Origin of the sequence: Burkholderia sp. AU45274 (genome assembly GCF_030482505.1) — a bacterium.
GTDB lineage: Bacteria > Pseudomonadota > Gammaproteobacteria > Burkholderiales > Burkholderiaceae > Burkholderia.
In genome coordinates, this window is sequence record NZ_JAUJQE010000001.1 from 456,223 (window position 1) to 481,045 (window position 24,823).

Below are 24,823 nucleotides of genomic sequence, written 5' to 3' on the forward strand. Positions count from 1 at the left end.
TAATGCCATCGTTCGATTGGATTGACGCGCGCTTCAGTTGCGATAATCGCCGTTACCATCATGACGAACGACAGCCCCGTCTCTGGGTGGCCGCTGCCCGCTTACCGACATTGGTATTGGCGGCAACCGCGCACGATTGGTGTCCCGACTCAGTCCTTAAGGCTACGGCCACAAGCGGCCGTTCGCCATCCGCGCGTCGAGCATCAAAGATCTGGTGCCATACGGCTTAAGAAGAGTTGCGGTCGAGGTATTTCCCGCAATTGAAATAGTTCGGGATCGATCCTTAGCGATCCGTAGAGTACAAGTCTTCTAAGTCACTGACCTGAAGCATCAGGCACGGCACGCACCTCCCTATACCTAACGGCCAATCCCCTTCAATCCTCCATTTCTGAGATGCCATCCCGACTACACTGGTCTTGAAGCCTTGCTTCTCGTCATCGGGAGTAGAAGCAGTCCCCTTCGCACCGATGGTCGACCGTAAGTCGTCTTGCCCAACAAGACACAGCGAAGAAGGAGAAAGAAGGGGAAACCCAAGGCATCAAAGAAGCGCGGGCCGCATGGGCGGCAACCCATACGACCCGCTGACCACCACCAACTCGTCCAAGGAGTCGGCAATGGCTAAGGCCAATAGTAAGTCACGTCCCAAGAAGCTCAAACAGTATCCCGAGGTTGCGCTGATCCTCGACAACAAGCCTGACCTTCCGCAGGAGGGCCAGCCGTACATGCCATGGATGCGCGCCATCGACTTGCATTTCGAGATGTTCGGATTCAAGCCGGGTGATGTCGTCTATCTTGAGTTCAACTTTGATTTCCGAAAGGTCATCATCACGCCCGACTACAGCGCGCTGAACTGGCGAGAGCAGCCTTACGGTGCGGCAGCCCAGGAAGAGGAACAGGCATAAGCAGCAGGGGCCGCTTCGCGCGGCCCTTGCTGTTGGATTGCTGTTTCCGCGCGAACACAACTGAGAGCGGGCGCTATTGTGTGCGCCGTGTCCGTGTCGATGCTCACCTTTAACGATTGTCACGACCGCTGTATGCGGAGGGACCCGCGCAACCGCGAACCCTAACTCGCCCGCACCTTCACGACCTTCCCCCGCTGCAACACATATTCAACACGCTCCCCCCGACCGGCCACCACCTCAATATCCTCAAGCGGATTCCCATCGAGCACGACCAGATCCGCGATCGCTCCCGCCGCCACCACCCCCAGCTGTCCCGGCATATTGACGATCTCCGCCGCCACGGTCGTCGCCGACCTAAGCGCTTCCAGATTCCCCAGCACCTCCGCCCGAATCCGAAACTCTCCGCTTTGAAACGCGTGCATTTCCCCGAGCAGATCCGACCCGAACCCCATCTTCACGCCGGCGTTCGCATAGATTTCCAGAGATTCTCGTCCTTTCTGCTGAACGGAAGCCACCTTTGCCACCGAATCCGGCGGCATCCCGAACTCCGCGCCGTGTTTGGCCAGCGCGTCATAAGTGACAAGCGTGGGCACGACAAACGCGCCATGCTCGTGCATCAGCTTCGCCGCAGCCTCATCCACAAGATTCCCATGCTCGATCGTCCTAACCCCACAGCGCACCGCCCGCGCAATTGCCCGCGCCGTATACGCGTGCGCCATCACATAAGTATTCGCGGCCTCGGCTTCATCCACGATGGCCCGAATCTCGTCCTCGGAATACTGCGTGTTCGCAATCGGGTCGGTCGGCGACGCCACGCCGCCTGACGCCATGATCTTGATCTGCGTCGCGCCTTTCTGAATCTCTTCACGCACGGCGAGCCGCACACCTTCGACCCCATCCACCACCCGCGCAATCGCCCCCGTCCTGAAGCAGCAAGAACAAGGCTCCAGCAAGTCCCCGCGAGGCCGAAAGTCCCCATGCCCGCCGGTCTGCGACAACGCCTTTCCCGACGGAAAAATCCGCGGCCCCGACACCAGCCCGGTTTCGACCGCCTGCATCAAGCTCCAGTCCGCGCCCCCAGCATCCCGCACGCTGGTAAACCCACGCGACAACATCGCATCGAGAATCGGCAACGACCGAATTGCCGCAAGAATATTCGGCTGCGTCGCGTTCACACCGAGATTCGCATTCGAAGCCAGCACATGCACATGGCAATCGATGAACCCCGGCATCACGGTCTTGCCGCGCACGTCGATCACCTGCGCATTCGGCAAATCCACCGGCCGATCGGTGATTTCGACGATCCGGTCGCCGTCGATCACGACATGATGATGTTCGAGCAGCACGCCCCGTTCGAGATCGAGTACGTTGCCGCCTTGAAGCACGGTAATGGTCATGGATAGAGATCCTTATCGATTGACGGCAGCGCCACGCTTGGCGTCCTTCACGAAGCGCGTGCCGATGAAGCTGACAGCCGCCGCGAGCGTCACGTAGAAAGCCGGCGCCATGTTGCTGCCGGTGCGGGCGATGAGCCACGTGATCAGGAACGGCGCGAAGCCGCCGAAGATCGTGACCGCGAAGTTGTACGCGACGGACAGCCCGGTCGACAGCACCTTGGTCGGGAACAGTTCGGCGAACGCCGCGAGGATCGGCCCCGTGTAGGTCGCGATCAGCACGCCGAACACGGCCTGGAACACGATCAGCGACGTGAACCCGGGCGCATGGTTGATCCACGCGAACATCGGCCACGCGAGCACGAAGATGGCCAGCGCCGATCCGGACAGGAACACGCGCCGTCCCCACACGTCGGCGAGCCGGCCGACGATCGGCGAGCAGCACATGATCATCAGCCCGCCGACCATGCCGGCCACGAAGCCGGTCGATTGCGGCAGGTGCAGCGTGCGCACGGAATACGTCGGCATATAGAAGAGCAGCACGTAGGTGCAGACGGTCCACAGAATGACCATCGAAAAGCTCGCGAACGTCTCGCGCGGGTAGGTGGACAGCACTTCCTTCAGCGGCGAGCTTTCTTTCGCCTGCGCTTCGACGGCGCTGAATGCGGGCGTCTCGTCGATATGGCTGCGGATGTAGTAGCCGACGGGCCCGACGATGATCCCCAGCAGGAACGGCAGACGCCAGCCCCAGCTATGCAGCGCCTGCGCGTCGAGCGACGTCGTGACGAAGGTGCCGGTCGCGGCGCCGATCAGCACGGCGAAGCCGATGCTCGACTGGATCCAGCTCGAGTAGTACGCGCGCTTCTCCGGCGGCGCGTATTCGGTGAGGAACGCGGTGGCGCCGCCCATCTCGCCGCCGGCCGAGAAACCTTGCAGCAGCCGCGCGACGACGATCAGCAGCGGTGCGGCGATGCCGGCCTGTTCGTAGGTCGGCGCGAGGCCGATGAGCGCGGTGCCGGCGGCCATCATGAGAATGGTGAGCGACAGCGCGGCCTTGCGCCCGACCTTGTCGGCGTAGATGCCGAGCACGATGCCGCCGACGGGCCGCATGAAGAAGCCGACGCCGAACGTCGCGACGGTCAGCAGCACGGACGTCAGTTCGTTGCCGGTCGGAAAGAACAGTTTCGCGGTGATGACCGCGAAGAAGCTGTAGACGGTGAAATCGAACCATTCGAGACCATTGCCGATCACGGTCGCGACGATGGCGCGGCGGCGCTGCTGCACTGCCGCATCGACGGCAGGCGCGGCGCGCGGGGAAAGCGTTCCTTGCATGGTCTCTTCCTCTATCGGAATCAGAAGACGGGACGGCTGCCCCGCGTGAACCCATGCTAAGGACAGCGCGATTTTTTTCTGAAACGAAAGATTTGCATGCACGCATGCGCTGGGCGCATGCATCGCGATCAGGGCGCGGTCTGTTTCTCCGCCTGTTCGAACAGCCAGCGTGTGAACAGGCGCGCGGCCTGGTTCTGCGCGCGGTCGTTCGGCGAGATCACGTAGTAGCCACCGCCGTGGCTCGCAGATGCTTCCGTCACGCGCACGAGTAGCCCGGCCTCGATGCAGGCGTCGATCATGTAGCGCCAGCCGAGCGACACGCCCTGGCCGAGAATCGTCATCTGCACGATCTGCGGATACGAGTTGATGGTGATGTCCTGCGGCTGTGCCTTCTGCCGGTCGATGTCGTTCTGGTCGAACCATTCGGACCACGACATCCACTGACGCTGCCCGTCCTCGAGGCGCAGCAGCGTCTCGTTCGCGAGGTCGGCCGCGGCGAGCGTGCGGCCCGCCAGGTAACCCGGCGCGCAGACAGGAAACACTTCCTCGTCGAACAGGCGACGCGCGGTGTATTCGGCCGGCGCCTGCTGACGCACGTAGTACACACCCACGTCGAACTCCGCCGGCGACATCGACGCGAGCCCGTCGCGCACGATCAGCCGCAGCTTGATGTCCGGATAGTTGGCGCGAAACTCGGGCAGGCGTGGCGTGAGCCACAGCAACGCCACACCGGACGAGCACGCAATCGTCAGTTCGAGATCGCCGTAGGGCTTCATCACATCGTGCGTGGCTTCCGCGCATTGCGTGAGGAGATGGTGCACCTGCGCTGCGTATTGCTCGCCGGCGATCGTCAGCCGCAGTGAACGATGTTCGCGCACGAACAGCGAGCGGCCGAGGAATTCCTCGAGCTGCTGGATCTGCCGGCTGATCGCGCTTTGGGTCAGGTGCAGCTCGGCGGCCGCACGCGTGAAGCTCGCATGCCGCACGGCGGCTTCGAACGCGATGAGGCACTGAAGGGGCGGCAGGGGCGTGATGCGCATGGCAGCTTGGGAGGTCGAGGAGGCTGCCGATATGATACGAGCGGATCGAAAGGAAATCACAAGGAAGCAGGGCGCCGCCAGCCGCCGTATTCATGCGAAGATTGACCGCACAACACACTCGCCCGAGAACGACGTGACCCCATTCAACCCTGAGAGCAAACCGGACGCCGCCCATCCGCCGTGGATGCCCGTCGCGATGGCCGAACTCGGCATCCGCCGCCATCCGCCCGGCAGCATCAACCCGCGCATCGTCGAGTACAACAACCAGACGAACCTGGTCGGTTACGACGACAAGATTTCCTGGTGCTCGTCCTTCGTGAACTGGTGCATGACGTACGCCGGCATTCGTGGCACGGGCTCCGCGCTTGCGCGTTCGTGGCTCGAATGGGGGAGGCCGTTGGAACGCCCCGTCTACGGGTGCATTGCGATCCTGACCCGCGACGATCCCGCGAGCTGGAAAGGGCATGTCGGGTTCTACCTGCGCCACGACGACGAACAGGTATATCTCTTCGGCGGCAATCAGTTGGAAGAAGTACGCGAACTCGCGTACCCGTTGAACGAGGTGATCGGCTACCGCTGGCCCGACGCCGCGTGACGACGCAGCAACAGCCCATACAAAACCACAAGCGCCGCGTAACCGGCCGCTGCTAACCTGTCACGCAACCGCATCGACCCACCCGGAGCCCGTCGGCGCACCGATGTACAGCCACCGACCTCCGCACCCACAAGGAGCCAGCAGTGCAAAACGGTCATCTCCGCCTCTACGCGGATACGCAATACACGAGCCCATACGCGATGTCGGTCTTCGTTGCGCTCGAGGAAAAGGCGCTGCCGTACGAACTGGTCACCGTCGATCTCGGCAACCGCGCGCATTTCGCGCCCGACTACGCGGCGACCTCGCTGACGCAACGCGTGCCGACGCTCGTGCACGACGATTTCGCGCTGTCGGAATCGTCGGCGATTACCGAGTATCTCGATGAGATATTCCCGGGCACGCGGCTCTATCCGGTCGAACCGCGCCAGCGTGCACGGGCGCGGCAGGTGCAGGCGTGGCTGCGCAGCGACCTGATGCCGGTTCGGACGGAGCGGTCGACCGAAGTGCTGTTCTACGGGCCGTCGAGCGAGCCGCTGTCGAGTCTGGCGCAGGCTGCCGCTCAGAAGCTGTTCGTGGCCGCCGACAAGCTGCTCGCGCCAGGCGCGTCGAACCTGTTCGGCGAGTGGAGCATCGCGGATGTCGACCTGGCGGTGATGCTGAACCGTCTGGTGCTGAATGACGATCCGGTGCCGCAGCGCCTTTCCGACTATGCGCGATCGCAATGGGAGCGGCCGACGGTGCAGCGCTGGGTGAAGCTGAAGCGGCCACCGCTGTAAATCGTGGAGGCAGGGCGTCTGCGCTGCACGTCGATGAGTTGCAGGTCACTCGGTCCCGCACGCATCGAGAAGCGGTATGTCGGCGCGACTTCATGTAACCCGTCGAATCGGCGTGAGAACGAATATCGATGAAGAAGATCGGTTTGTCGGTTGCGATCATGGCCGCCTCCTGTATCGGATGGGCAGCGCCTCCGGGCGACGGGCTGGTTAAAAGCTGCTTGATGGCGCAGTCCGTCTCGTCGTCCATTGCGATCCAGGAGATCAACACGCAAGAGGTGTCGCAAGAGGACGACTACGCAGACGGTTTCAACGTCAGTTACGTCGTCAAACATGAGGGTGTCGACGTCGGCTACGCCGAAGGAAAGTCGACGCAGGCGCTGATCTACGCTGGCAAGCTCTACCGATTGTCCACAGCGATACCCGTTGGAAATAACAGTGGAATCAAGCCGACTGCATTCAATCCCGCGCTGGCCGAGTGGAGCATGGCAACGGTTGGCCGTCAGCGCTATCTATGCGTGAGCTTCAATTTTGACGGACTTGGACGCAGCGGGACGTTTCAACATGTTCACGGCGGATACTTGCTGAACGCGAAAACCGGAGACCTGTACTTCGTTGTCCGCGACGTCGGGAAGTAAGTTCACTGGTCGTCCTCCGGCAACGAGGGCGAGTGCGTTATCCATTTTTTTCCCGGCCGTACTCAACTGCTTCGGGGAGAATCTCGTTCTCCATCGTCTTCTTGCCGAGCATCTTTCGATGGACGCGGAGTGTCTTGAGTCGATTTCCCAGCTTCGCCTCCATTTCCTCCGCCGTTTGATTCCTTTGCGTCTGGCTCGGTCTTGGCGTCAGTTTGTCCATGATATGGGGCTGTAGTCATTCGCAATTACAGGCAATACTTTGCCGATAAAGTGGGAGATTGGCTATAACAGGCACAATTTTGCCGCTTGTTTCGAGGCCTACCTATAGGCGAGGCGTATTATCGCGAGTCATGAAGACACCCTACGTACCTCACCTTTTTGGAGCCGACGCGCTAGCGAAGGTGGCAGGCCGTTTGGGCTGGGTCACGGTCGGTGTCGCCTCGTCCATTGCCTGGCCCCAAGACGACGTCTGGGTTGAGTATGACGGCGTCGAGTATCTGTTCCACGGAGCCAGGCAGCAAGGCGAGCATCGCATTGCTCCGTGCATCAGCACGCCGGCGGACCAGGACCATATCGATGAGGCGCTGTCCCGTCTGTATCGCTTCACCTCCGTGCTCGGCTTCTACAAGCAAGGCTACGTCGACATCACTGGCCAGAATTGGGGTACACACATGATTCGGTACTCCAATCCTCGGGACACCATCACGACCATATTGCAGGGGGGCGAGAGGGGCTTCAGCTGCAATCACATGCCAGTCATCGAGGACGACCAGGTGCGAAAGGCGCTCGCATTCCTGCGCGAGGGTCGTCGGTTGGAGCGCGTGCACGAACCGTACTCATTCCTATCGTTCTTTAAGGTCATTGAGAGCCAGTTTCAGCCAAAGGACCGGGTTGCATGGGTTGAACAAAACTTGGCCCTCATCACGGACGAGCGGGCGGTAAAGCGCATAAATGAGCTGCGCAGCCAAGGTGTCAACGTTAACAAGCACCTGTTCGAATCGGGGCGCTGCGCCGTGGCACACGCGAGCGTGGGTGGCAACATCGTTGACCCAGACATCCCGGCTGACCGCAAGCGCATTGCCGCGGACCTGGACATCATCGCGGCTCTGGCAAATCGCTACATCAAATTTGACGCCGGGGTTCCTGACGAGATGAACCTCCACAAGACGCGGGACCGTGTAGCGCCTTGGCACGCGTTTATGCCCCCCGACGCGGTGGTCGCATTGAAGGCTGGCGGCCATCTGGAGAACCCGGAAGACCTGGGCGAACTCAACGGTGCAACGGTTTCAGTGCGGCTCTGGCCAGATCCGCCTGCAAAGCAGTTCGATGTCATGACGCTATTGCCGACGGAAAGCGGTGAGGGGGGGGGTGAAATTCATCGCTCTGAGCGCGCGGGGCACCATCGTGCTGTCCTTCGCGATGGACGTAGTCAGGGGGCGCATGCACACGCTACTCAACGAAGGAGGTATGCGCGCCGGGGTGGAGATTGGAGAGGAAGATGTCGAGGACTACACGCGCTATTTCCACAGCGTCGTCGGCAATCGCATCGTCGAACTGGCCATCGAAGGTGCTGAACCGGTCGACTGCGAGGTAGTCATACCGGTCAATATCATTCCCCGGGCGCCCGAGGAGGCTGTGGCGCAGGCACTCGACCAATTCAGGCGGTCCAGGGACCGGGGCGCCTAGAATAGTCGAATGCTCTCCTCAGTGAGTGCCTGGGTGGTGAGTTCTTTTTCGCAACCGCTGAAAATGGTGGTTTGGCACGATTCTCGGCCCGGTAAGCCTTGCGCGCCGGAGCTTTCCAGCCTTCGCTCGTAGCCAGACTGGAAGCGGCCAACGTGCTTCCGGTTTAACGCGTTAACGTACTCGTACGCTACGTGGCTTGCGAGGTTTGCGAGGCACCGGAGTCCCGAGTATCTGCGCGACTTTCTTGTCGTACTCCCAGCGAAGCAGGTCGTATTCATATATTGTTCGGTTACTCCTGTACCTCGTGACATATGAGTATCCCACTTCCAGCCTCTGGAGTTGATGCCATTGGTCCAACGTCTTGCAGGGCATGAGCTTAATCATTTCATACGCGGACTTCCTGGCAGACGGGGAACAACCAAAAGCTGAGTACGACAAGGCTGCATAGACCCTACGGCCCTTATCTTCGTGACTTAGAAACGGCAGAAGGCGAGCGGCAAGCTCGGTATGCGGCGCGCGCGCCGACCCATTGGAATCAAAATAGATAGGTCTACGCGTCGTAAGCGCTAGCGTTCCTACCAAATCGCACCAATTGATACAGCCCAGAGCCTTAGCAATGACCTCTTGCGTCCGTTGGAGGCCCACAGGGCGTGCCTCGGTGTCGTTTGCCGCCGACGCGTAGCTCAAGCAATAGAACTGAGAGGCCTTATGTAGTGCAAGGGCGTTCTCTTTTGCTTCGGCGATGCCGAAAAAGGGGAGTATGTGCACGTCGAACCTCTTGTCTTGATGCGGGTCGACGGTTGCTCGCTCACCTGGGACCCGCTACAAGAAGCTGGTGCAATGGTATGGAAATGCTGCAGAGCCCGACTGGGTTTCTCCATTCGCGAGCGGAACGCTATCTGCGAAGCGTTGGCCTCCATTGTGAGCGAATGAACCTGCTTAACGCAAGGGCAACCAATCCAATCGCATTTGGTGGCCACTGGCTCGCTGCTCGCAAGGCGCACCTCGGTATCTGCGCAGTTTTGAGCAGATACTCCCGGACATCAGAGGTGGCCTCGCTCATTCGGACAGATTTCTGAGATTATTAAGTGGGCCATCCGAGGCAATCATGCTGCCGATTTGATCGCAGGCAGCGTCGCGAAGTATGCCTCATCCGGCGTCTGATCCGCCAGGCTCGAATGGGGTTGTTTTCGGTTGTACAGCTTATTGTATTCGCCGATGGAACGTAGGGCGTGGCTGACCGACTCGTATGCTTTCGGATTCTGTGATCTTTTCTTGCGCGGAGTCGTATCCTGCAGGGCAGTGGTGCGCCAACCGGATGCTCAGTTGTATAAGGCTGGACTAGACCAAACAGACAGCGTCAGATCATCTGACTCAATTCGGCCACAACCGGACATTCGACACGCCGACGCGAATCGTCGACAATCGCGCTCACCGCGCCCTGCCGAATCGCCATCTAAAAAACTATCGCGAACCATGCACGCTTCATACAACATATTTCTTGCGGTAGGAATTTTATTGGTTGCGGTGCTTCGAGCGATGCGCTGGCGAAGTGCAAAGGCGCGGGGTCTGAGTCCTGCCCAGTTCGCGCGTGAGAACGGTACCTCACCGCAGAAGCTGCGAGCGACAGGCGAGCAGATGCGCTGGCTTGGCAGGATATTGTTTATCGTTCCGTTCGTTCTGGGATTGGGATTAGCAATTCACCCCAAATCACCGGGGAGTGTTCTTGCAGCAGAATTCATAGCCTGTGTGATCATCTTTGGCGGTCTTGGGCTTCTTTTCCTGTGGGTCGCAAGAAAGAACGAAGCGCTTGCACGAGACATAGAAATGCTTCCCTGAGCGCTGGCGCCTGATGCACTTTTGGTGCGGTGCACGCGCAGGCTACCCTTGGATGTCCGTTGGGGAACGCATTCATCGTCCGCAATGGGTCGATCACGGCCCTTGATGAAGTGACGGCTAAGCAATCTCCGACCTGATCTGACGCTGACTGACAGATCAGGTCTCGACTTATGCAGCTCAGTTCTTCGCCACCGCCTCCACCTCCGGCCCACCCGCCGCGTCAGTCCTGCTCCACCCACCCCCAAGCGACCGATAAAGCGCCACCGCCGCCAGTGCATGCTCGCGCTTGACTTGGTTGAGCGAATCCGAATCCCGCAGATAAACCTCCTGCGCGGACAGTACATCCAGAAAATCCGTCGCACCGCCCTTATAAAGCTGATTCGCCAACCCAAGCGCCTTGTCCGACGCAGCCAGCGCACTACCCAGCCTGCGCGTCGCCTCATCGGAGCTGACGAGATTCGCCCGCGCATCCTCGACCTCCCGCAACGCCTGCAGCATCGTCTGCCGCAACCCGAGTTCCGACTCGCGCATCCGGCTTTCGCTCTGCGAGATATCGGCCGTAATCCGCCCCGCATTGAAAATCGGACTCGTCGCGCTCAACGCCGCACTGAACAGGTTATCGGTCAACGTTGGCAACCCGAGATAAGAAGCCGCCAGAATCCCGTCCGTCAGGTTCAACGAAAACTTTGGATACCGTTCGGCCTTCGCCACGCCGACTTGTGCCGCCCGCCGCTCGACCTGCGCATACGCCGTCAGCACATCCGGCCGCCGCAGCAACGCCTGCGAAGGCAGCGTCCCCGGTGCGCCAACCGGCGGCGCAGGAATCTCCCCGGCCTGTACCAGCAAGAGCCGATCAACCGACTCCGGCGTCCTCCCCGAATACACCGCAATCAGATTGAGCTGATGCGTAATCTGCGCCTGCGTCGGCGGAATCCGCGCTTCGAGCGCATCGAGCTGGTTCTGCGCACGCGTGACGTCGAGCTCGGTCGACAGCCCGAACGCCTGCCGCTTGCGCGTGAGTTCGAGCGCATGCTGCCGGATCTTCGCGTTGTCCTGCAGGATCTTCAGTTCCTGCTGAGCCCAGCGCAGATCGACATACGCGGAAGCCGCATCGGCCGCGAGTGCGAGCCGCATCGCATCCTCCGCATGCTTCTGCCCGACGAGCTCGGCTTGAGCGGCAAGCAGGTCGAGCCGTTCACCGCCGAACACATCGGGCGACCAGCTCAACGCGAGCCCGGCACCCGCCTGCCGCACATAGCCGAGCGGCGGCGGCGTGTTCTGCCGTGCGTCGGCCGCATGCGCGGTCGCGTCGAGTTCGGGCAGCAGCACCGCGCGCTTCTGCACGGTCAGCGCCTGCGCCTGCTTCACGCGTTCGGCTGCTGCCTGCAGATCGAGGTTGCCGTCGAGCACGGTGGCGATCAGCCGGTCGAGCGCGGGATCGTGGAATTGCGCCCACCACGCGGCGGCGTCGATGTCCGCGCGCGGCACATCGGTGTCCCATGCTTCCGGCGCGAGCGTCCGAACCGAATCCTGAAGCGCCGGATGCTGCGCGGGCTGCACCGCACAACCTGCGGCGAGTGCGCTGACGGCGAGGGCGACGAGAAGTTTTTTCATGATGGTGATGACCTCAACCTCAGTGCGCGTCCGGCGGCGGCGCGTTCAGGGAAATGGGTTTGGAGAAGACGACCGCGAGCAGCGCGACGACGAAGCACAGCGACAGCGCGTAGTACGCATCGGCATAGGTGAGCGTCAGCGCCTCGCGGTAGATCAGGTGATGCAGGTTCGCGAGCCCGGCTTGCGCGGTGTCCAGCGTGTTGCCGGCCACCGACGTCCAGTACGCGGTCTGCCGATCGAGCAGCGACGCGATCTGCGGCTGGCCGGCGCTCACGTGCTCGTTCAGGCGCAGGTAGTGAAAATTCAGCCGGTCGTTGAGCATCGTCGCGCTCACCGCGATGCCGATCGCCCCGCCGAGATTGCGCATCAGGTTGAACAGGCCGCTCGCCGATTTGAGGCGCGACTGCGGCAGCGAGCCGAGCGCCATCGTCACGATCGGCGGCACGCTGAACTGCTGGCCGATGCCGCGCAGCGCCTGCGGCAGCAGCAGTTCGCGCCAGCCCCAGTCGTGCGTGATCGGCGTGTACAGGTAGCAGCCGAGCCCGAAACAGATCAGCCCGAACACGAGCAGCGCGCGCAGGCTGAAGTAGCGCGCGGCGAACGCATACGCACAAAGCGCAATCAGCTGGAACGCGCCGACCGACAGCAGCGCCATGCCGATCTGCAGCGAGCTGAACGCGCGCACCTGCGCCAGAAACAGCGGCGTGAGGAACACGGTCACGAAGATCCCGATGCCGGTGACGAACGACAGCAGGCTGCCGATCCCGAAGTTGCGCACGACGAGCGCGCGCAGGTCGACGATCGGGTCCTTCGCGGTCAGCGCATGCACGATGAACAGGAAACCGCAGATGCCGGAGATCCATGCGCAGATCACGATCGCATCGTCGCCGAACCAGTTCTTGCGCGGGCCTTCCTCCAGCACGTATTCGAGGCAGCCGAGGAAGCCCGACATCAGCACGATGCCGAGATAGTCGCCGCGCTTGATGAGGCTGAGGTCGGGTTCGTCGATGTGCACGTAGCGCGGCACGAGTGCGGCCACCGCGATGCCCGGCACGAGGTTCAGGTAGAACAGCCAGTGCCACGACCATTGATCGGTGATCCAGCCGCCTATCACGGGGCCGATCGCCGGCGCGAGCGACGCGAGCGCGCCGATGGTCGTCGATGCGATCAGCCGCTGCTTGCCGGGGAACAGCACGAACGCGGTGGTGAACACGGTCGGGATCATCGCGGCGCCGAGCGCACCCTGCAGCCCGCGGAACAGGATCATCGAGTTGATGTCCCACGCGACGCCGCACAGCATGCTGGTGATCGTGAAGCCGACCGCCGATGCGGCGAACAGCCAGCGCGTCGACATCACCTTCGACAGCCAGCCCGACATCGGGATCACGATGATCTCGGCGATCAGGTAGGCGGTTTGCACCCACGACAGTTCGTCCTGGCTGGCGGAAAGTCCGCCGCCGATGTCGCGCAGCGACGACGCGACGATCTGGATGTCGAGCGTCGCCATGAAGAAGCCGACGCACATCAGCGCGAACGCGAACACGCGCTGTTTGGTCGGTTGCGACGCCGGGTCGCCGGAAAACGCGGTGGTCATCGTCGTCTCCCGCTCAGTTCGCGTGGTCAGTATGCACGGTCACGACCGCGGACAGGCCGGGGCGCAGCACATGGTCGAGGCCCGGCTGCGGATCGAGATGCACGCGCACGGGCACGCGCTGGACGATCTTCGTGAAGTTGCCGGTCGCGTTCTCGGGCGGCAGCACGCTGAAGGTCGCGCCGGTGGCGGGCGCGAGGCTGTCGACGCGGCCGTGCAGTTTCGTGTTCGACGCATCGAGCGACACGTCGACGCGATCGCCCGCGCGCATCTTGCGCAGCTGGTCTTCCTTGAAGTTCGCGTCGACCCACAGCCCGGATGCCGGCACGACCGTCAGCAGCGGCACGCCGACGTTCGCGAGCATCCCGACGCGGCCCGTGCGGTTGCCGACGTAGCCGTCGACCGGCGAGCGGATCGTCGTGTATTCGACGTTGAGCGCGGCGACGCGCTGCGCGGCAAGCGCGGTGTTCACGCGGGCCCGCGCGTCGGCGAGCTGCGCGCCGAGCACGTCGAGCTGCCGCTTCGACGCGAGCAGCGCGGCGTCGCTGCGGTCGACGGCGGCGCCGGCCTTCGAATAGTCGGCGTCGGCGCGTTCGACGATCTGGTTCGACACGGCGTCGGATTTCACGAGCTCACGGTAGCGCACGCGATCCGACGCGGCACGCGTCAGCTCGGCCGACGACGCATTCTTCTCGGCCGCCTGCTGGCCGATCACCGCGAATTGCAGTTGCTGCTTCGCCTCGAGTTCGGTCACCGCGGAGCGGGCGCTGTCGACTGCGGCGCTGGCCTGCGCGAGCTTCGCGTCGTAGTCGCGCGCATCGAGCTGCACGAGCACGTCGCCGGCTTTCACGCGCTGGTTGTCGGTCACGAGGATCTTGTCGACGAAGCCGTTGACCTTCGGCGCGAGCACGGTCACGTCGCCGCCGACATACGCATCGTCGGTGCTTTCCTGAAAGCGCAGCACGAACAGCCAGTCGAGCGCGGCGGCGACGACGACGATGACGACGGCACCCACCGCGATGCGCATCCACGGCACGCGGCGCTGTTGCTTCGCGGGCTGGTCGAGTGTGGCTGCTTCACGGGATGAGGCAGCGGCTTGGGTCGTTTCCATCGATTCACCTATGTATATGCACTTATCAAGTCGATCGACGACATGTCGTCGATCGGGGAAGGGGCTAGCGTTCCGGCAGGTTGTGCGTGATCCGGAACAATTCGTCTCTCAGGCGGGCCGCCTGCGCCGACCCGAACCGCTGCTCGAACGCTTCCTGCGCGGCGAGCCAGTGCACGTGCGCGTCGGCGATCTTCGTTTCGCCGTGCGCGGTCAGCGCGAACGTCTGGCGGCGGCATCGCGGCTCGATCCGGCCGGCCACCAGCGCCGCACCGACGAGCGGCTTGAGCGCGCGCAGCAGCGCGGTGCGTTCGATCACCAGCACGGTCGACAGCGTCGCCATCGTCAAGCCGGGCCGGTCGCGCAGCAGCGCGAGAATGCTGTACTGCGACGGCGTCACGCCCGCCCGCGACAGATAACGCTCGTAGAACTGTGAGATCCGGCGGGCGGCTTGCCGGACCGCGAAGCAATCGTCATCGGTGAGCGTCATCTTGTGCATGTACACATGTTAGGAGGCAATGCGGCGCGAAGCGAGCGGCGGGGCACGATCAGATTGTTGTCGCGGCTGTACCAATCGGCGTCAGGCTGCCGCCGGAACGATCCAGCCTTCGCGGTCGCAATAGGCGGCCGTGTAGTCGATGAACGTCTTGACCTTCGCGGGCAGCAGCGCGCGGTTCGCGTAGGCGAGCTTGATCTCGACGGACGCATCGACGAGATCGGCGTCGGCCAGCAACTGCACGAGCGCGCCCGACGCAAGCTGGGCCTCGACGAGCGTCTTCGGCACGACGCCGATGCCGAAGTCGTGCATCACCATTTCACGGTTGAAGACGGGGCTGTTCGACGAGATGTCGAAGCGGAACGGCACGGTCAGCGTGTTGCCGTCGACGCGGAACGACAGCGCGGGCCGGCGCAGCGACGGTGACATCGGCACGAACGGGTGGTCGGCGAGATCGGCCGGCGCGACCGGGCGCGAATGGGCGCGCAGGTACGCGGGTGTCGCGACGATCACGAGCGGAATCCGCTCGATCAGCCGCACGACGGTCGATTCGTTCGTCAGCATGTACGGTACGACGATACCGATGTCGTAGCCTTCACCGACGAGATCGATGGGGCGCTCGGTCAGCGTCACGTCGAGGCGCACCTTCGGGTGCGCGGCCTTGAAGCCGGCGATCAGCGGCACCAGCCGGTTCAGCGTGGCCGTCGTGTGCGCGACGAGCCGCAGCAGGCCTTCGGGCTCGCGCGTCGGCGACTGCGCTTCCGCTTCGAGCGAGTCGAGTTCGTCGAGCACGGCCGCGCAGCGCTCGTAGATGCGCTCGGCCGTTTCGGTCAGCGACACCTGGCGCGTGGTCCGGTGCAGCAGCCGGCTGCCGAAGCGCGCTTCCAGATCCGCGACCGCGCGCGACACGACCGGCCGTGCGAGGCCGTGCATGTCGGCGGCGCGCGTGAAGCTGCGCATCTCCACCACCGACCGGAAAATCCGCAGCTTGTCGATGTAGTCCATGTCCGTCTCCTTGACGCGAGGGCCGGCCGCCGGCCTTGTTACGGCGGAGTGTACATTGACTTTATGCATATGCACATATAAATTGCGAAACATGAACGACACCTCGATTGCCCAGGCGTGCAACTGTCTCGCGCTGCGTCAGGCGGCGCGCTTCGTCACGCAACTGTACGAGCGCCATCTGGCCCCGGTCGGCGTCACGCCCGCCCAGTTCTCGATCATGGCGAACCTGACGCGCCAGCCCGGCCTGCTGATGAGCGAACTCGCCGATACGCTCGTGATGGATCGCACGACGTTGCTGCGCGCGCTGAAGCCGCTGCAGCGCGACGGCTTCGTCGCGACGGCCGCGTCCGAGCACGACACGCGCGCGCATGCGCTGAGCCTCACGAAGCTGGGCGAGCGCACGTTCGCTGAAGCGAAAGTCGCATGGCAGGCTGCACAGGACGAATTCGAGACGCAGTTCGGCCGCGACCGCGCGAAGGCGCTGCGCGACGAACTGTTCAGTGTGACCGCGGAACGCTAGGCGGCGGGCTGGCGGAAAACTGGAGCGGAATTCTAGCCATTGGTCGCTTCGGGGGCGCTCATTGGTTGAAATTGGTTTTTTAAACTGTCCGGATCGATGGCGATCTGGACAGTTTTTATTTCCAGTTGTAGAGTCCCCCTGACGGATTTCACGAGCCGGCGCCGCCGGCACGCGTCAGAGGAGCGATCGATGCTGCAGTTGAGTGACCGCGACAGCGCCATGCTGCGCGGGGATTTCGGCGAGGGCGTCGCGCGTGCGATGCGGATCGTCGCGCGCACGGCGCACGTGATGTCCGCGCCGCACCTGATCGACATTACGTCTGCCCATATCGACGGCTGCCTGTACCACGGCCAGACCAGCCTCGACTTCGTCGAGTATTTCGTCGACACGGGCGCGAAGGTCGCGGTGCCGACCACGCTGAACGTCGGGTCGCTCGACCTGATCCATCCCGAGCTGTACCACGGCGATCGCACGATTCAGCGCGACGCGCAGCGCCTGATGGATGCGCATCTGCAGCTCGGCTGCGAATCGAGCTTCACGTGCGCGCCCTATCAACTGAAGAACCGTCCCGCGAAAGGCGAGCAGATCGCGTGGGCCGAATCGAACGCGATCGTGTTCGCGAACTCGGTGCTCGGCGCGCGGACGAGCCGGTACGGCGATTTTCTCGACCTGGCCGCGGCGATCACCGGGCGTGCGCCGTATGCGGGGCTGCATGTCGAAGCGAATCGCGCCGCGCGGATCGTGTTCAACGCACCGGATTTCAGTCGCCTGGCCTCGCGCGACATCTATTTCGCCGCGCTCGGGCTGCTGATCGGCCGGATCGCGGGCGCGGTCGTGCCGGCGATCGTCGGGCTGCCGGCGGACACCACGGAAGACGAACTCAAGGCACTTGGCGCGGCCGCCGCGTCGAGCGGTGCTGTCGCGCTGTTCCATGCGGTCGGCGTGACACCGGAAGCGCCCACGCTCGACGCCGCGTTGCACGGACAAGCGGCGCCACGGACGGTCGATGTCGCGATGGCCGATCTCGACGAGATTCGCCGCACGCTGAACCACGGCATGGCCGGCGATGCGCTCGTCGCGGTGGCGCTCGGCACGCCGCATTTCTCGCTGGCCGAATTCCGCACGCTCGATACGTTGCTCGACGCGTTCGACGGCAAGCCGGCCTGCGATTTCTACGTGAACACGAGCCGGTTCATCCTGTGGGAACTGGACGAGGCCGGCCTCGCGGAGAAATTCGCTGCACGCGGCATCCAGATCGTCGTCGATACCTGCACCTACATCACGCCGGTGATGAAGCAACTGTCGGGGCTCGTGATGACCAATTCGGGGAAATGGGCGTCGTATGCGCCCGCGAACATCGGCGTGACGGTCGCGTACGGCAGCATGCGCGAATGCGTGCGTTCGGCGTACGAAGGAAAGGTGCGATTCGATGACTGATGCCACGCGCAAGGGGTTGACGGGCGACACGCTCGTGCCGGGCAGCGCATGCGCGCGCCCGTTCGTGCTCGACAAGCCGCTCAGCTTCTGGGGCGGCTACGACTCGGGCGCGGGAAAGATCGTCGATCGCGGGCATCCGCGGGCCGGTGCGAGCCTCGCCGGCAAGGTGATGGTGATGCCGCACGCGAAGGGCTCGAGTTCGAGCAGCAGCGTGCTCGCGGAAGCCGTGCGCAACGGCACGGGGCCGGTCGCGATCGTGCTGAAGGAGCGCGACCTGATCATCTCGATCGGCGCGATCGTGGCGGCCGAGCTGTATGCGATCGCGGTGCCGGTGGTGTGCGTGACCGATGACGTGTACGACGCGATCGTCGCCGCGACGGGGGAGGTGCGGATCGAAGCGGAAGAGGGTGACGGCGGCGCGCGGATCGATCTGGGCGGCGCGGCGCGTTCGGCCTGATCGATCCGCGTACGGCACGGCGAGCGCGCTTGCTCGCCTCGCCCGGGCGTTACAACTGCGCCCCCTTCAGGCTCCGGTGCACCTCGAGCGCATTGCGTTCGACCCAGTTGTGCTGAAGCAGCCCGTCGTCGCGCACGTGCCAGACGGCCGTGCCCGTCATGTCGATGGGCGACCCGCACGGCGCCGATCCCATGAACCCGTTGTTCTTCCCCGTCACGCGCCAGCGGCTCGCGACGCGGTCGCCCGCTTCGTTCTGGAACGTTTCGACGACGTCGAACCGGAAGTCGTCGATGCTCGCGAGGAACGCCGCGACCCACGCCTTGAATGCCGCGCGCGAGCGGATGACCACGCCGCCCGACGTGATCGCGAAATCCTCGGCGACGAGTGCGTCCACCGCGTCGGGGTTGCGCGCCTGCCAGACTTCCCGCCAGAAGTGCTCGACGATCTCGACCGAATTGCGTTTGCTCATCTTCCTGCTCCGTTGATACGACGACGTTGATCCGTTGCCTGCCGCGGCTCGCGATCGAGTCCGGCTGACACGCAGTCATTGTGTGAACTTGCGAACAAGAAGACAAACGAATAATCTTTCTTGGATCTAGAAGATTATCGAATGGATGGGGCACGATGCTGGATCTGGATTTGCTGCACGCGTTCGTCGCCGTGGCCGAGACGGGCAGCTTCACGGCGGCTGCCGACGTCGTCGGCCGTTCGCAATCGGCCGTCAGCCAGAAAGTGTTGCGGCTCGAGGAGGCGCTGGGCGTGCGCGTGTTCGAGCGCACGAGCCGCTCGCTGAGGCTGACGCAGGAAGGTGAGCGCGTGCTCGCCGGCGGGCGGCGGTTGCTGGCGCAGTATGACGCGTTCATGCGCGAATGGCGGGAGCCGCAGCGAGTCGAGCGGTTGCGGCTCGGCGTCTCCGAAAATCTGGTGCACGCGCAATTGCCGCTCATCCTGGCGCGTTTCGGCGAGCGCTTCCCGGCCGTTCAGCTGGAACTCGTCACCGGATCGAGCCCGGAACTCGCCGACGCGCATCGGGCCGGCCTGCTCGACGTGGTCTTCGCCCGGCAGAAGCAGGAAGGCGCGCCACTGCGCGGCCGCGTGATCTGGCGCGAGCCGCTGGTGTGGCTGGCCGCGAAAAACTACCGGAACGACCCGGGCCGCCCTGCGCGCCTCGTCATGATGCCGCCGCCTTGCGCCTATCGCGAAGTGATGACCGAAAGCCTGGATGCGGCACGCCGCGAATGGTCGGTGGGCTGCACGGCCAGCAATCTCGCCGGCGTGCAGGCCGCGGTGGCGGGTGGGTTGGGGGTCACCGCGCTGGGCAAGTCGTTCCTGCAGCCCGGCATGAAGATCCTGCCGACGTCCGCGCAATGGCCGGCGCTGCCCGCGTCCGAAGTCGCCGTGATCGGTGAGGGCCCGGCCACGCAGCCCGTCGTCGAGCCGCTCGTCGGAATGTTCGTCGAGGTCCTGACGGCGCGTGCGTCGACGAGCCTGGATGCGACGATCGAATCGGATTAGCGTGCGCTGTCCGGCTTCTGTCCGGTCAACCCGGCAGCCGCTTCACGATATGCACTCGGCGTCTGCCCGGCCCAGCGCCGGAACGCGCGCGTGAAATTGGCCGGGTCGGTGAATTGCAGCCGCTCGGCGATCGTCTTCAGGTCGAGATCCGACGCGGCGAGCAACTGCTTCGCGTCACGAAACCGCGCTTCATCGAGCAATTGCCGATAGCTCGAACCGGCTTCCTCGAGCCGGCGCCGCAGCGTGCGGGTCGACACGAGCAGTGCGTCGGCGAGCGTCTCCGGCCCCGGGTAGTCGCCGGCCCCGCGTGCCAGCTCCGCGCGCACCCGTTCGACCAGATCGCCTTCCTCCTGGCGCACCTGCGCATACTCGCGCTCCACCTGCACGAGCGCCTGCCGGTGCGCGACTTCGTCGGCGAGCGGCAGCGGCCAGTCGAGCACGTCGCGCGCGATCCACAGCGCGTTGGCGGCGCAGCCGAATTCGACGGGTGGCAATTGATCGCGATAGCGCGCGAAATAAGGCGGCTCCGGCCACGCGAATTGCAGCTTGATCGGCGGCGACTCGCGTCCGGCCCATTGCGAAATGTTCTGCGCAAGCCCGGTCAGCACGAATTCGAACATCACGTGATGCTGCAGCACGGGGCTGGCCTGTACGCCGTGCAGTTCGAGCGTCGCGCCGCGTTCGTCTTCTGCATAGGTCAGGCGATATTGGCGATTGCGCATCCGGAAGTAGCGCTGCGTGACGGCGAGCGCTTCCCGGATGTCCCGCGCGGTCAGCGTCGCATAGCCGAGAAAACCGTGCACGGTCGGCTTCAGCAGCAGCCCGAACGCGAGCCCGATGCCCGGATCGCCGCCGATCTCGATCGCATTGAGCACGAGCCGCCCCCATTGCGACGGCGCGACGCGCGCGTCCGGTTCGGCCAATACCGCATCGCGCAGGCCCGTGCCGGCGCGTACGGCGGCCAGATCGACGCCGCGCGCGGCCAGCGCCTGCAGCAGCAGGCGCGTATAGGCGACCGGAATCGTCGGCCGGCGCAGCCCGAGGCGGTCCTTGGCGAGAGGGGAAGTCATGTCGTCTTGGCCGGAAATGACAAGCATTATGGCTGTTTGCCCCCTCACGTTCAAGGCGGCGCGCGCCTACGATGTCACGCATCGCTTACTGGCACGAATCGGCACGCTCATCATGACCACGACCTTTCCCCACCTGCTCGCCCCGCTCGATCTCGGCTTCACGACGCTGAAGAACCGCGTGCTGATGGGCTCGATGCACACGGGCCTCGAGGACAGCCGCAAGACGCTGCCGCGGCTCGCCGAATATTTCGCCGAACGCGCCCGCGGCGGCGTCGGACTGATCGTGACGGGCGGCTTCGCGCCGAACGTGGCCGGCTGGACCAAGCCGTTCGGCGGCACGCTGATGACGTCGGCCGCCGCGCGGCGGCATCGCGAGATCACGGAGGCCGTGCACGCGGAGGACGGCAAGATCGCGCTGCAGATCCTGCATACGGGACGCTACGGCTATCACCCGTTCGCGGTCGCGCCGTCGAAGATCAAGTCGCCGATCTCGCCGTTCGCGCCGCACGAACTGAGCGCGCGCGGCGTCGAGCGGCAAATCCGCGCGTTCGTCCGCTGCGCGAAGCTCGCGCGTGAAGCCGGGTACGACGGCGTCGAGATCATGGGCTCCGAAGGCTACCTGATCAATCAGTTCATCTCGATGCATACGAACAAGCGCACCGACCAGTGGGGCGGTTCGTACGAGAACCGGATCCGGCTGCCGATCGAGATCATCGAGCGCACGCGCGAAGCGGTCGGCCGCGATTTCATCCTGATCTACCGGCTGTCGATGCTCGACCTGATTCCGGACGGCAGTGACTGGAGCGAAACCGTGCAACTCGCGAAGGCCGTCGAGCGCGCGGGCGCGACCATCATCAACACGGGGATCGGCTGGCACGAGGCGCGGGTGCCGACGATCGCGACGTCGGTGCCGCGCGGCGCGTTCGCGTGGGTGACGAAGAAGATGAAGGGCGAGGTCGGCATTCCGCTCGTGACCACCAACCGCATCAACCGTCCCGAAGTGGCCGAGCAGATCCTCGCGGACGGCTGCGCGGACATGGTGTCGATGGCGCGTCCGCTGCTCGCGGATGCCGAGTTCGTGGTCAAGGCCGCGCAGGGCCGTGCCGACGAGATCAATACGTGCATCGGCTGCAACCAGGCGTGCCTCGATCACGCGTTCAGGAACCAGATCGCGTCGTGCCTGCTGAACCCGCGCGCGTGCCACGAGACGGAACTGAAATACACGCCCACCGCGCAGCCAAAGCGCATCGCGGTGGTCGGCGCGGGGCCGGCCGGGCTCGCATGCTCGACCGTGCTTGCGCAGCGCGGCCATCAGGTCGATTTGTTCGACGGCGCGGCCGAGATCGGCGGCCAGTTCAACATGGCGAAGCGGATTCCGGGCAAGGAAGAGTTTCACGAAGCGCTGAGCTACTTCGGCCGCCAGGTCGAACTGACCGGTGTGAACCTGCACCTGAACCGCCGCGTCGACGCGAGCGACCTGATCGCGGGCGGCTACGACGAGATCGTGCTCGCGACCGGCGTCGCGCCGCGCGACCCGAAGATCCCGGGGCAGGACGGGCCGAACGTGCTCAGCTACATCGACGTGCTCGCGGGCCGGCAGCCGGTCGGCCGGCGTGTCGCGGTGGTCGGGGCGGGCGGGATCGGCTTCGATGTCGCCGAGTACCTGGTGCAGGAGGGCGAATCGCCGGCGCTCGACCTGGAAGAGTGGAAGGCCGAGTGGGGCGTGACCGACCCGGCCGCGACGCGCGGCGGCGTGACGCGTGCGCAGGTGACGGCGCCGGCGCGTGAAGTGACGCTGCTGCAGCGCAAGGCCGCGCCGCTCGGCAAGGGGCTCGGCAAGACGACCGGCTGGATTCACCGCGCGACGCTGAAGATGAAGCAGGTGAAGATGATCGGCGGCGTGAACTATGAACAGATCGACGCGCGCGGGCTGCATGTGTCATACGGCGAGCAGCGCACCGATCACGAAGTGATCGAGGCCGACACGATCGTGCTCTGCACGGGGCAGGAGCCGCAGCGCGCGTTGCTCGAGCCGCTGCAGGCGGCCGGGCGCTCGGTGCACCTGATCGGCGGCGCGGAACTGGCCGCCGAACTCGACGCGAAGCGCGCGATCGATCAGGGCTCGCGGCTCGCCGCGCGGCTGTAACGAGCGGTCGCTGCGACGGCCCCTTTAAGGTACGCCGCGTGGCGGTGATCCGCTTGCGCGGCGATTCGTGGCTCGCCGTCTGCCGCCCCGATTCGCTCGCGCAGAACTGACATGAGCCGCAGCGCCGGCCGCGTCGCCACGTAATGTGGCGGCGCTACCCTGACAGACCGTGACGGCGACTGGCCATCACACGGCTCAGGCCGCTTCGGCCCGTTCTTCCTCTTCCGCTTCCAGCATCGCCTTGACGATGAGGTAGATGGCCGGCAGGTCGTCATCGTCGCGGCGCCAGTCGACCGGCTCCTCGACATCCGCGGCGAGCAGGCGGCTGTCGCGCAGCCGGATGAACGCGTCGACGACGGCCGGATCGTTGCGGCTCAGGAAGCCGGCATTCGAGAATGCCAGCTCTTCGACGTTCAGCAGTGCCTGCCAGCTCATCGTGCGCACGGCCGCGGGATGGGTGCGGCGCCGCAGGCCGAGCGCCCGCTGCGCGGGGCCGCCCGCGACACGCTGCAGATCGACGACCGCCCGCTGCGCGGCGCGCTCGAAGTGGACGGGGTTGAAGCCGGGTTGCTCGGGATCGAATGCGGATGCCTGGAACATGGTCGCCTCACAAAAGTCCGTTCGTCTGTGAATGACGGAATTCGGGTCAAATGGTGCAAAAGCACTGTAAATATATACAGTGTTTGGCGCGGTTTCAACCCCCGGATGAAGGATTTCGTGCGATGGCGAGCGAAGCGGGCGGCCGCCCCGGGCACGCGACCGATCTACACCGCTGCCGCGATCGTCTCCCGCAACCACCGATGCGCCGGATCGCGATGCACGCGTTCGTGCCACAGCATCGACATTTCATAGCCGGGCACGTCGACGGGCGCGGCCACGACACGCAGCGCGGGCACGTCGCGCACCAGCCGCTCGGGCACCATCGCGACGAGATTGGTACTCGCCACGGCCGACAGCACGAACAGGAAATGCGGCACCGACAGCACGACGCGCCGCGTGGCGCCCACCTTCGCGAGCGCTTCGTCCGTCACGCCGAAGAAGCCACCGCCGTCGGGCGACACGATCACGTGCTCGAGCGTGCCGAACTGCGCGAGCGTCGGGCGCCGCTTCAGCTTCGGGTGCCCGGCACGGCCGATGAGCACGTAACGCTCGGCGAACAGCGGCAAGCGCCGCATGCCGGGCGGCGACGCTTCGGTCATATGGAAGACGAGGTCGATGCCGTTTCGTTCGGTATCCTGCTCGATGCGCGGCGGTACCAGCTCGACCACGGCGAGGCGCGTGGCGGGCGCGGCCGAACGCAGCGTGTTCAGCGCGGGCAGCACGATCGTCGATTCGCCGTAGTCGGTCGCGGCCACGCGCCACGTGTTCGTCGCGGTCGCGGGATCGAACGGCGTGGCTGGAATGACCGCGCGCTCGACCGCTTCGAGCGCATCGCGCAACGGTTCGCGCAGCGCTTCCGCGCGCGCGGTCGGCCGCATTCCACGCGGCCCCGGCAGCAGCAGCGGATCGCCGAACACGTCGCGCAGCTTCTGCAATTGCACGCTCACCGACGGCTGCGACATGTTCAGTTTCTCGGCCGCGCGCGTGACGTTGTGCTCGGCGAGCAGCACGTCGAGCGTGACGAGCAGATTGAGATCGAGTCGTCTGAAATTATTCATGGCTATA

The 24,823-nt window shown here is 64.3% G+C and carries 24 protein-coding genes and 1 pseudogene; 11 read left to right on the forward strand and 14 right to left on the reverse strand.

Annotated features, from left to right (window positions below):
• Positions 1-614 precede the first annotated feature (614 nt).
• Positions 615-902: a hypothetical protein gene (locus QZM35_RS02145; RefSeq protein WP_301775316.1), complete on the forward strand. Its 288-nt coding sequence runs from the start codon at positions 615-617 to the stop codon at positions 900-902.
• Positions 903-1,063: 161 nt separating this feature from the next.
• Here the strand turns inward: QZM35_RS02145 and QZM35_RS02150 are convergent, their stop codons facing one another.
• The 3 genes from QZM35_RS02150 to QZM35_RS02160 all read right to left on the reverse strand — a co-directional run bounded on the left by QZM35_RS02150 (position 1,064) and on the right by QZM35_RS02160 (position 4,668).
• The gene (locus QZM35_RS02150; protein ID WP_301775317.1) at positions 1,064-2,299 is read right to left on the reverse strand and encodes an amidohydrolase family protein; all 1,236 of its coding nucleotides are present in this window, start codon (positions 2,297-2,299) and stop codon (positions 1,064-1,066) included.
• 12 nt (positions 2,300-2,311) lie between these two features.
• Positions 2,312-3,628, reverse strand: a complete 1,317-nt coding sequence (locus tag QZM35_RS02155; RefSeq protein WP_301775318.1) for an MFS transporter — start codon at positions 3,626-3,628, stop codon at positions 2,312-2,314.
• Positions 3,629-3,756: 128 nt separating this feature from the next.
• Positions 3,757-4,668, reverse strand: a complete 912-nt coding sequence (locus tag QZM35_RS02160) for a LysR substrate-binding domain-containing protein (RefSeq protein WP_301775319.1) — start codon at positions 4,666-4,668, stop codon at positions 3,757-3,759.
• 184 nt (positions 4,669-4,852) lie between these two features.
• Here QZM35_RS02160 and QZM35_RS02165 point away from each other — a divergent pair, with 184 nt between their 5' ends.
• From QZM35_RS02165 to QZM35_RS02175, 3 genes are all read left to right on the forward strand, one after another.
• Complete coding sequence (locus tag QZM35_RS02165) at positions 4,853-5,263, forward strand: TIGR02594 family protein (protein WP_301775808.1); 411 nt, start codon at positions 4,853-4,855, stop codon at positions 5,261-5,263.
• Positions 5,264-5,406: 143 nt separating this feature from the next.
• Complete coding sequence (gene yfcF / locus QZM35_RS02170) at positions 5,407-6,039, forward strand: glutathione transferase (protein WP_301775320.1); 633 nt, start codon at positions 5,407-5,409, stop codon at positions 6,037-6,039.
• Between the two features lie 128 nt (positions 6,040-6,167).
• Positions 6,168-6,674, forward strand: a complete 507-nt coding sequence (locus QZM35_RS02175) for a hypothetical protein (RefSeq protein ID WP_174975794.1) — start codon at positions 6,168-6,170, stop codon at positions 6,672-6,674.
• Here QZM35_RS02175 and QZM35_RS02180 read toward each other — a convergent pair.
• Positions 6,669-6,843 (reverse strand): annotated as a pseudogene (locus tag QZM35_RS02180) (IS3 family transposase); the annotation flags it as partial. The gene QZM35_RS02175 and the pseudogene QZM35_RS02180 sit on opposite strands and share 6 nt — an antisense overlap.
• A gap of 181 nt (positions 6,844-7,024) precedes the next feature.
• On the opposite strand from QZM35_RS02180, the gene mauJ reads away from it, so the two are divergent.
• A complete protein-coding gene (mauJ, locus tag QZM35_RS02185) occupies positions 7,025-8,248 on the forward strand; it encodes a methylamine utilization protein MauJ (protein WP_301775321.1) in 1,224 nt (407 codons plus the stop codon).
• Positions 8,249-9,466: 1,218 nt separating this feature from the next.
• Here mauJ and QZM35_RS02190 read toward each other — a convergent pair.
• Positions 9,467-9,658: an integrase core domain-containing protein gene (locus tag QZM35_RS02190; protein WP_174975886.1), complete on the reverse strand. Its 192-nt coding sequence runs from the start codon at positions 9,656-9,658 to the stop codon at positions 9,467-9,469.
• Between the two features lie 178 nt (positions 9,659-9,836).
• Here QZM35_RS02190 and QZM35_RS02195 point away from each other — a divergent pair, with 178 nt between their 5' ends.
• Positions 9,837-10,199 (forward strand): hypothetical protein, encoded by a 363-nt coding sequence (locus QZM35_RS02195; RefSeq protein ID WP_174975829.1) that lies wholly within the window; start codon positions 9,837-9,839, stop codon positions 10,197-10,199.
• A gap of 177 nt (positions 10,200-10,376) precedes the next feature.
• Here QZM35_RS02195 and QZM35_RS02200 read toward each other — a convergent pair whose 3' ends face one another.
• From QZM35_RS02200 to QZM35_RS02220, 5 genes are all read right to left on the reverse strand, one after another.
• Entirely contained in the window at positions 10,377-11,813 is a 1,437-nt protein-coding gene (locus QZM35_RS02200) for an efflux transporter outer membrane subunit (RefSeq protein ID WP_301775322.1), read from the reverse strand.
• Between the two features lie 19 nt (positions 11,814-11,832).
• Positions 11,833-13,407, reverse strand: coding sequence for a DHA2 family efflux MFS transporter permease subunit (locus QZM35_RS02205; protein ID WP_301775323.1), 1,575 nt, complete (start codon positions 13,405-13,407; stop codon positions 11,833-11,835).
• A 13-nt stretch (positions 13,408-13,420) separates the two neighbouring features.
• Positions 13,421-14,515 (reverse strand): HlyD family secretion protein, encoded by a 1,095-nt coding sequence (locus QZM35_RS02210; RefSeq protein WP_089432304.1) that lies wholly within the window; start codon positions 14,513-14,515, stop codon positions 13,421-13,423.
• Positions 14,516-14,579: 64 nt separating this feature from the next.
• Entirely contained in the window at positions 14,580-15,011 is a 432-nt protein-coding gene (locus tag QZM35_RS02215) for a MarR family winged helix-turn-helix transcriptional regulator (RefSeq protein WP_069250988.1), read from the reverse strand.
• Between the two features lie 81 nt (positions 15,012-15,092).
• Entirely contained in the window at positions 15,093-16,013 is a 921-nt protein-coding gene (locus tag QZM35_RS02220; RefSeq protein ID WP_089428110.1) for a LysR family transcriptional regulator, read from the reverse strand.
• 91 nt (positions 16,014-16,104) lie between these two features.
• On the opposite strand from QZM35_RS02220, the gene QZM35_RS02225 reads away from it, so the two are divergent.
• The 3 genes from QZM35_RS02225 to QZM35_RS02235 all read left to right on the forward strand — a co-directional run bounded on the left by QZM35_RS02225 (position 16,105) and on the right by QZM35_RS02235 (position 18,427).
• Positions 16,105-16,533: a MarR family winged helix-turn-helix transcriptional regulator gene (locus tag QZM35_RS02225; protein ID WP_089428109.1), complete on the forward strand. Its 429-nt coding sequence runs from the start codon at positions 16,105-16,107 to the stop codon at positions 16,531-16,533.
• Positions 16,534-16,722: 189 nt separating this feature from the next.
• Complete coding sequence (locus QZM35_RS02230) at positions 16,723-17,970, forward strand: aconitase X (RefSeq protein WP_301775324.1); 1,248 nt, start codon at positions 16,723-16,725, stop codon at positions 17,968-17,970.
• Entirely contained in the window at positions 17,963-18,427 is a 465-nt protein-coding gene (locus QZM35_RS02235; protein WP_301775325.1) for a DUF126 domain-containing protein, read from the forward strand. The genes QZM35_RS02230 and QZM35_RS02235 overlap by 8 nt, the downstream gene beginning before the upstream one ends.
• A gap of 49 nt (positions 18,428-18,476) precedes the next feature.
• Here the strand turns inward: QZM35_RS02235 and QZM35_RS02240 are convergent, their stop codons facing one another.
• Positions 18,477-18,896: an ester cyclase gene (locus QZM35_RS02240; protein ID WP_301775326.1), complete on the reverse strand. Its 420-nt coding sequence runs from the start codon at positions 18,894-18,896 to the stop codon at positions 18,477-18,479.
• Positions 18,897-19,066: 170 nt separating this feature from the next.
• Between QZM35_RS02240 and QZM35_RS02245 the strand changes: the two genes are divergently transcribed.
• Positions 19,067-19,942, forward strand: coding sequence for a LysR family transcriptional regulator (locus tag QZM35_RS02245; RefSeq protein WP_301775327.1), 876 nt, complete (start codon positions 19,067-19,069; stop codon positions 19,940-19,942).
• Here the strand turns inward: QZM35_RS02245 and QZM35_RS02250 are convergent.
• The gene (locus QZM35_RS02250; protein ID WP_301775328.1) at positions 19,939-21,039 is read right to left on the reverse strand and encodes an AraC family transcriptional regulator; all 1,101 of its coding nucleotides are present in this window, start codon (positions 21,037-21,039) and stop codon (positions 19,939-19,941) included. The genes QZM35_RS02245 and QZM35_RS02250 overlap by 4 nt on opposite strands.
• An 85-nt stretch (positions 21,040-21,124) precedes the next feature.
• On the opposite strand from QZM35_RS02250, the gene QZM35_RS02255 reads away from it, so the two are divergent.
• Positions 21,125-23,158: an NADPH-dependent 2,4-dienoyl-CoA reductase gene (locus QZM35_RS02255; protein ID WP_301775329.1), complete on the forward strand. Its 2,034-nt coding sequence runs from the start codon at positions 21,125-21,127 to the stop codon at positions 23,156-23,158.
• Positions 23,159-23,353: 195 nt separating this feature from the next.
• Here the strand turns inward: QZM35_RS02255 and QZM35_RS02260 are convergent, their stop codons facing one another.
• Both QZM35_RS02260 and QZM35_RS02265 read right to left on the reverse strand, forming a co-directional pair.
• Positions 23,354-23,758, reverse strand: coding sequence for a DUF2471 family protein (locus QZM35_RS02260; RefSeq protein ID WP_089428103.1), 405 nt, complete (start codon positions 23,756-23,758; stop codon positions 23,354-23,356).
• A 164-nt stretch (positions 23,759-23,922) separates the two neighbouring features.
• Entirely contained in the window at positions 23,923-24,816 is an 894-nt protein-coding gene (locus QZM35_RS02265; RefSeq protein ID WP_089432311.1) for a LysR family transcriptional regulator, read from the reverse strand.
• Positions 24,817-24,823: the final 7 nt, after the last annotated feature.

What these genes read in the sequence shown, in the direction of transcription:
- QZM35_RS02145 (WP_301775316.1), top strand. Translation starts at nt 615, where the DNA reads ATGGCTAAGGCCAATAGTAAGTCACGTCCCAAGAAGCTCAAACAGTAT.
- QZM35_RS02150 (WP_301775317.1), bottom strand. Translation starts at nt 2,299, where the DNA reads ATGACCATTACCGTGCTTCAAGGCGGCAACGTACTCGATCTCGAACGG.
- QZM35_RS02155 (WP_301775318.1), bottom strand. Translation starts at nt 3,628, where the DNA reads ATGCAAGGAACGCTTTCCCCGCGCGCCGCGCCTGCCGTCGATGCGGCA.
- QZM35_RS02160 (WP_301775319.1), bottom strand. Translation starts at nt 4,668, where the DNA reads ATGCGCATCACGCCCCTGCCGCCCCTTCAGTGCCTCATCGCGTTCGAA.
- QZM35_RS02165 (WP_301775808.1), top strand. Translation starts at nt 4,853, where the DNA reads ATGCCCGTCGCGATGGCCGAACTCGGCATCCGCCGCCATCCGCCCGGC.
- QZM35_RS02175 (WP_174975794.1), top strand. Translation starts at nt 6,168, where the DNA reads ATGAAGAAGATCGGTTTGTCGGTTGCGATCATGGCCGCCTCCTGTATC.
- mauJ (WP_301775321.1), top strand. Translation starts at nt 7,025, where the DNA reads ATGAAGACACCCTACGTACCTCACCTTTTTGGAGCCGACGCGCTAGCG.
- QZM35_RS02195 (WP_174975829.1), top strand. Translation starts at nt 9,837, where the DNA reads ATGCACGCTTCATACAACATATTTCTTGCGGTAGGAATTTTATTGGTT.
- QZM35_RS02200 (WP_301775322.1), bottom strand. Translation starts at nt 11,813, where the DNA reads ATGAAAAAACTTCTCGTCGCCCTCGCCGTCAGCGCACTCGCCGCAGGT.
- QZM35_RS02205 (WP_301775323.1), bottom strand. Translation starts at nt 13,407, where the DNA reads ATGACCACCGCGTTTTCCGGCGACCCGGCGTCGCAACCGACCAAACAG.
- QZM35_RS02210 (WP_089432304.1), bottom strand. Translation starts at nt 14,515, where the DNA reads ATGGAAACGACCCAAGCCGCTGCCTCATCCCGTGAAGCAGCCACACTC.
- QZM35_RS02215 (WP_069250988.1), bottom strand. Translation starts at nt 15,011, where the DNA reads ATGCACAAGATGACGCTCACCGATGACGATTGCTTCGCGGTCCGGCAA.
- QZM35_RS02220 (WP_089428110.1), bottom strand. Translation starts at nt 16,013, where the DNA reads ATGGACTACATCGACAAGCTGCGGATTTTCCGGTCGGTGGTGGAGATG.
- QZM35_RS02225 (WP_089428109.1), top strand. Translation starts at nt 16,105, where the DNA reads ATGAACGACACCTCGATTGCCCAGGCGTGCAACTGTCTCGCGCTGCGT.
- QZM35_RS02230 (WP_301775324.1), top strand. Translation starts at nt 16,723, where the DNA reads ATGCTGCAGTTGAGTGACCGCGACAGCGCCATGCTGCGCGGGGATTTC.
- QZM35_RS02235 (WP_301775325.1), top strand. Translation starts at nt 17,963, where the DNA reads ATGACTGATGCCACGCGCAAGGGGTTGACGGGCGACACGCTCGTGCCG.
- QZM35_RS02240 (WP_301775326.1), bottom strand. Translation starts at nt 18,896, where the DNA reads ATGAGCAAACGCAATTCGGTCGAGATCGTCGAGCACTTCTGGCGGGAA.
- QZM35_RS02250 (WP_301775328.1), bottom strand. Translation starts at nt 21,039, where the DNA reads ATGCTTGTCATTTCCGGCCAAGACGACATGACTTCCCCTCTCGCCAAG.
- QZM35_RS02255 (WP_301775329.1), top strand. Translation starts at nt 21,125, where the DNA reads ATGACCACGACCTTTCCCCACCTGCTCGCCCCGCTCGATCTCGGCTTC.
- QZM35_RS02260 (WP_089428103.1), bottom strand. Translation starts at nt 23,758, where the DNA reads ATGTTCCAGGCATCCGCATTCGATCCCGAGCAACCCGGCTTCAACCCC.
- QZM35_RS02265 (WP_089432311.1), bottom strand. Translation starts at nt 24,816, where the DNA reads ATGAATAATTTCAGACGACTCGATCTCAATCTGCTCGTCACGCTCGAC.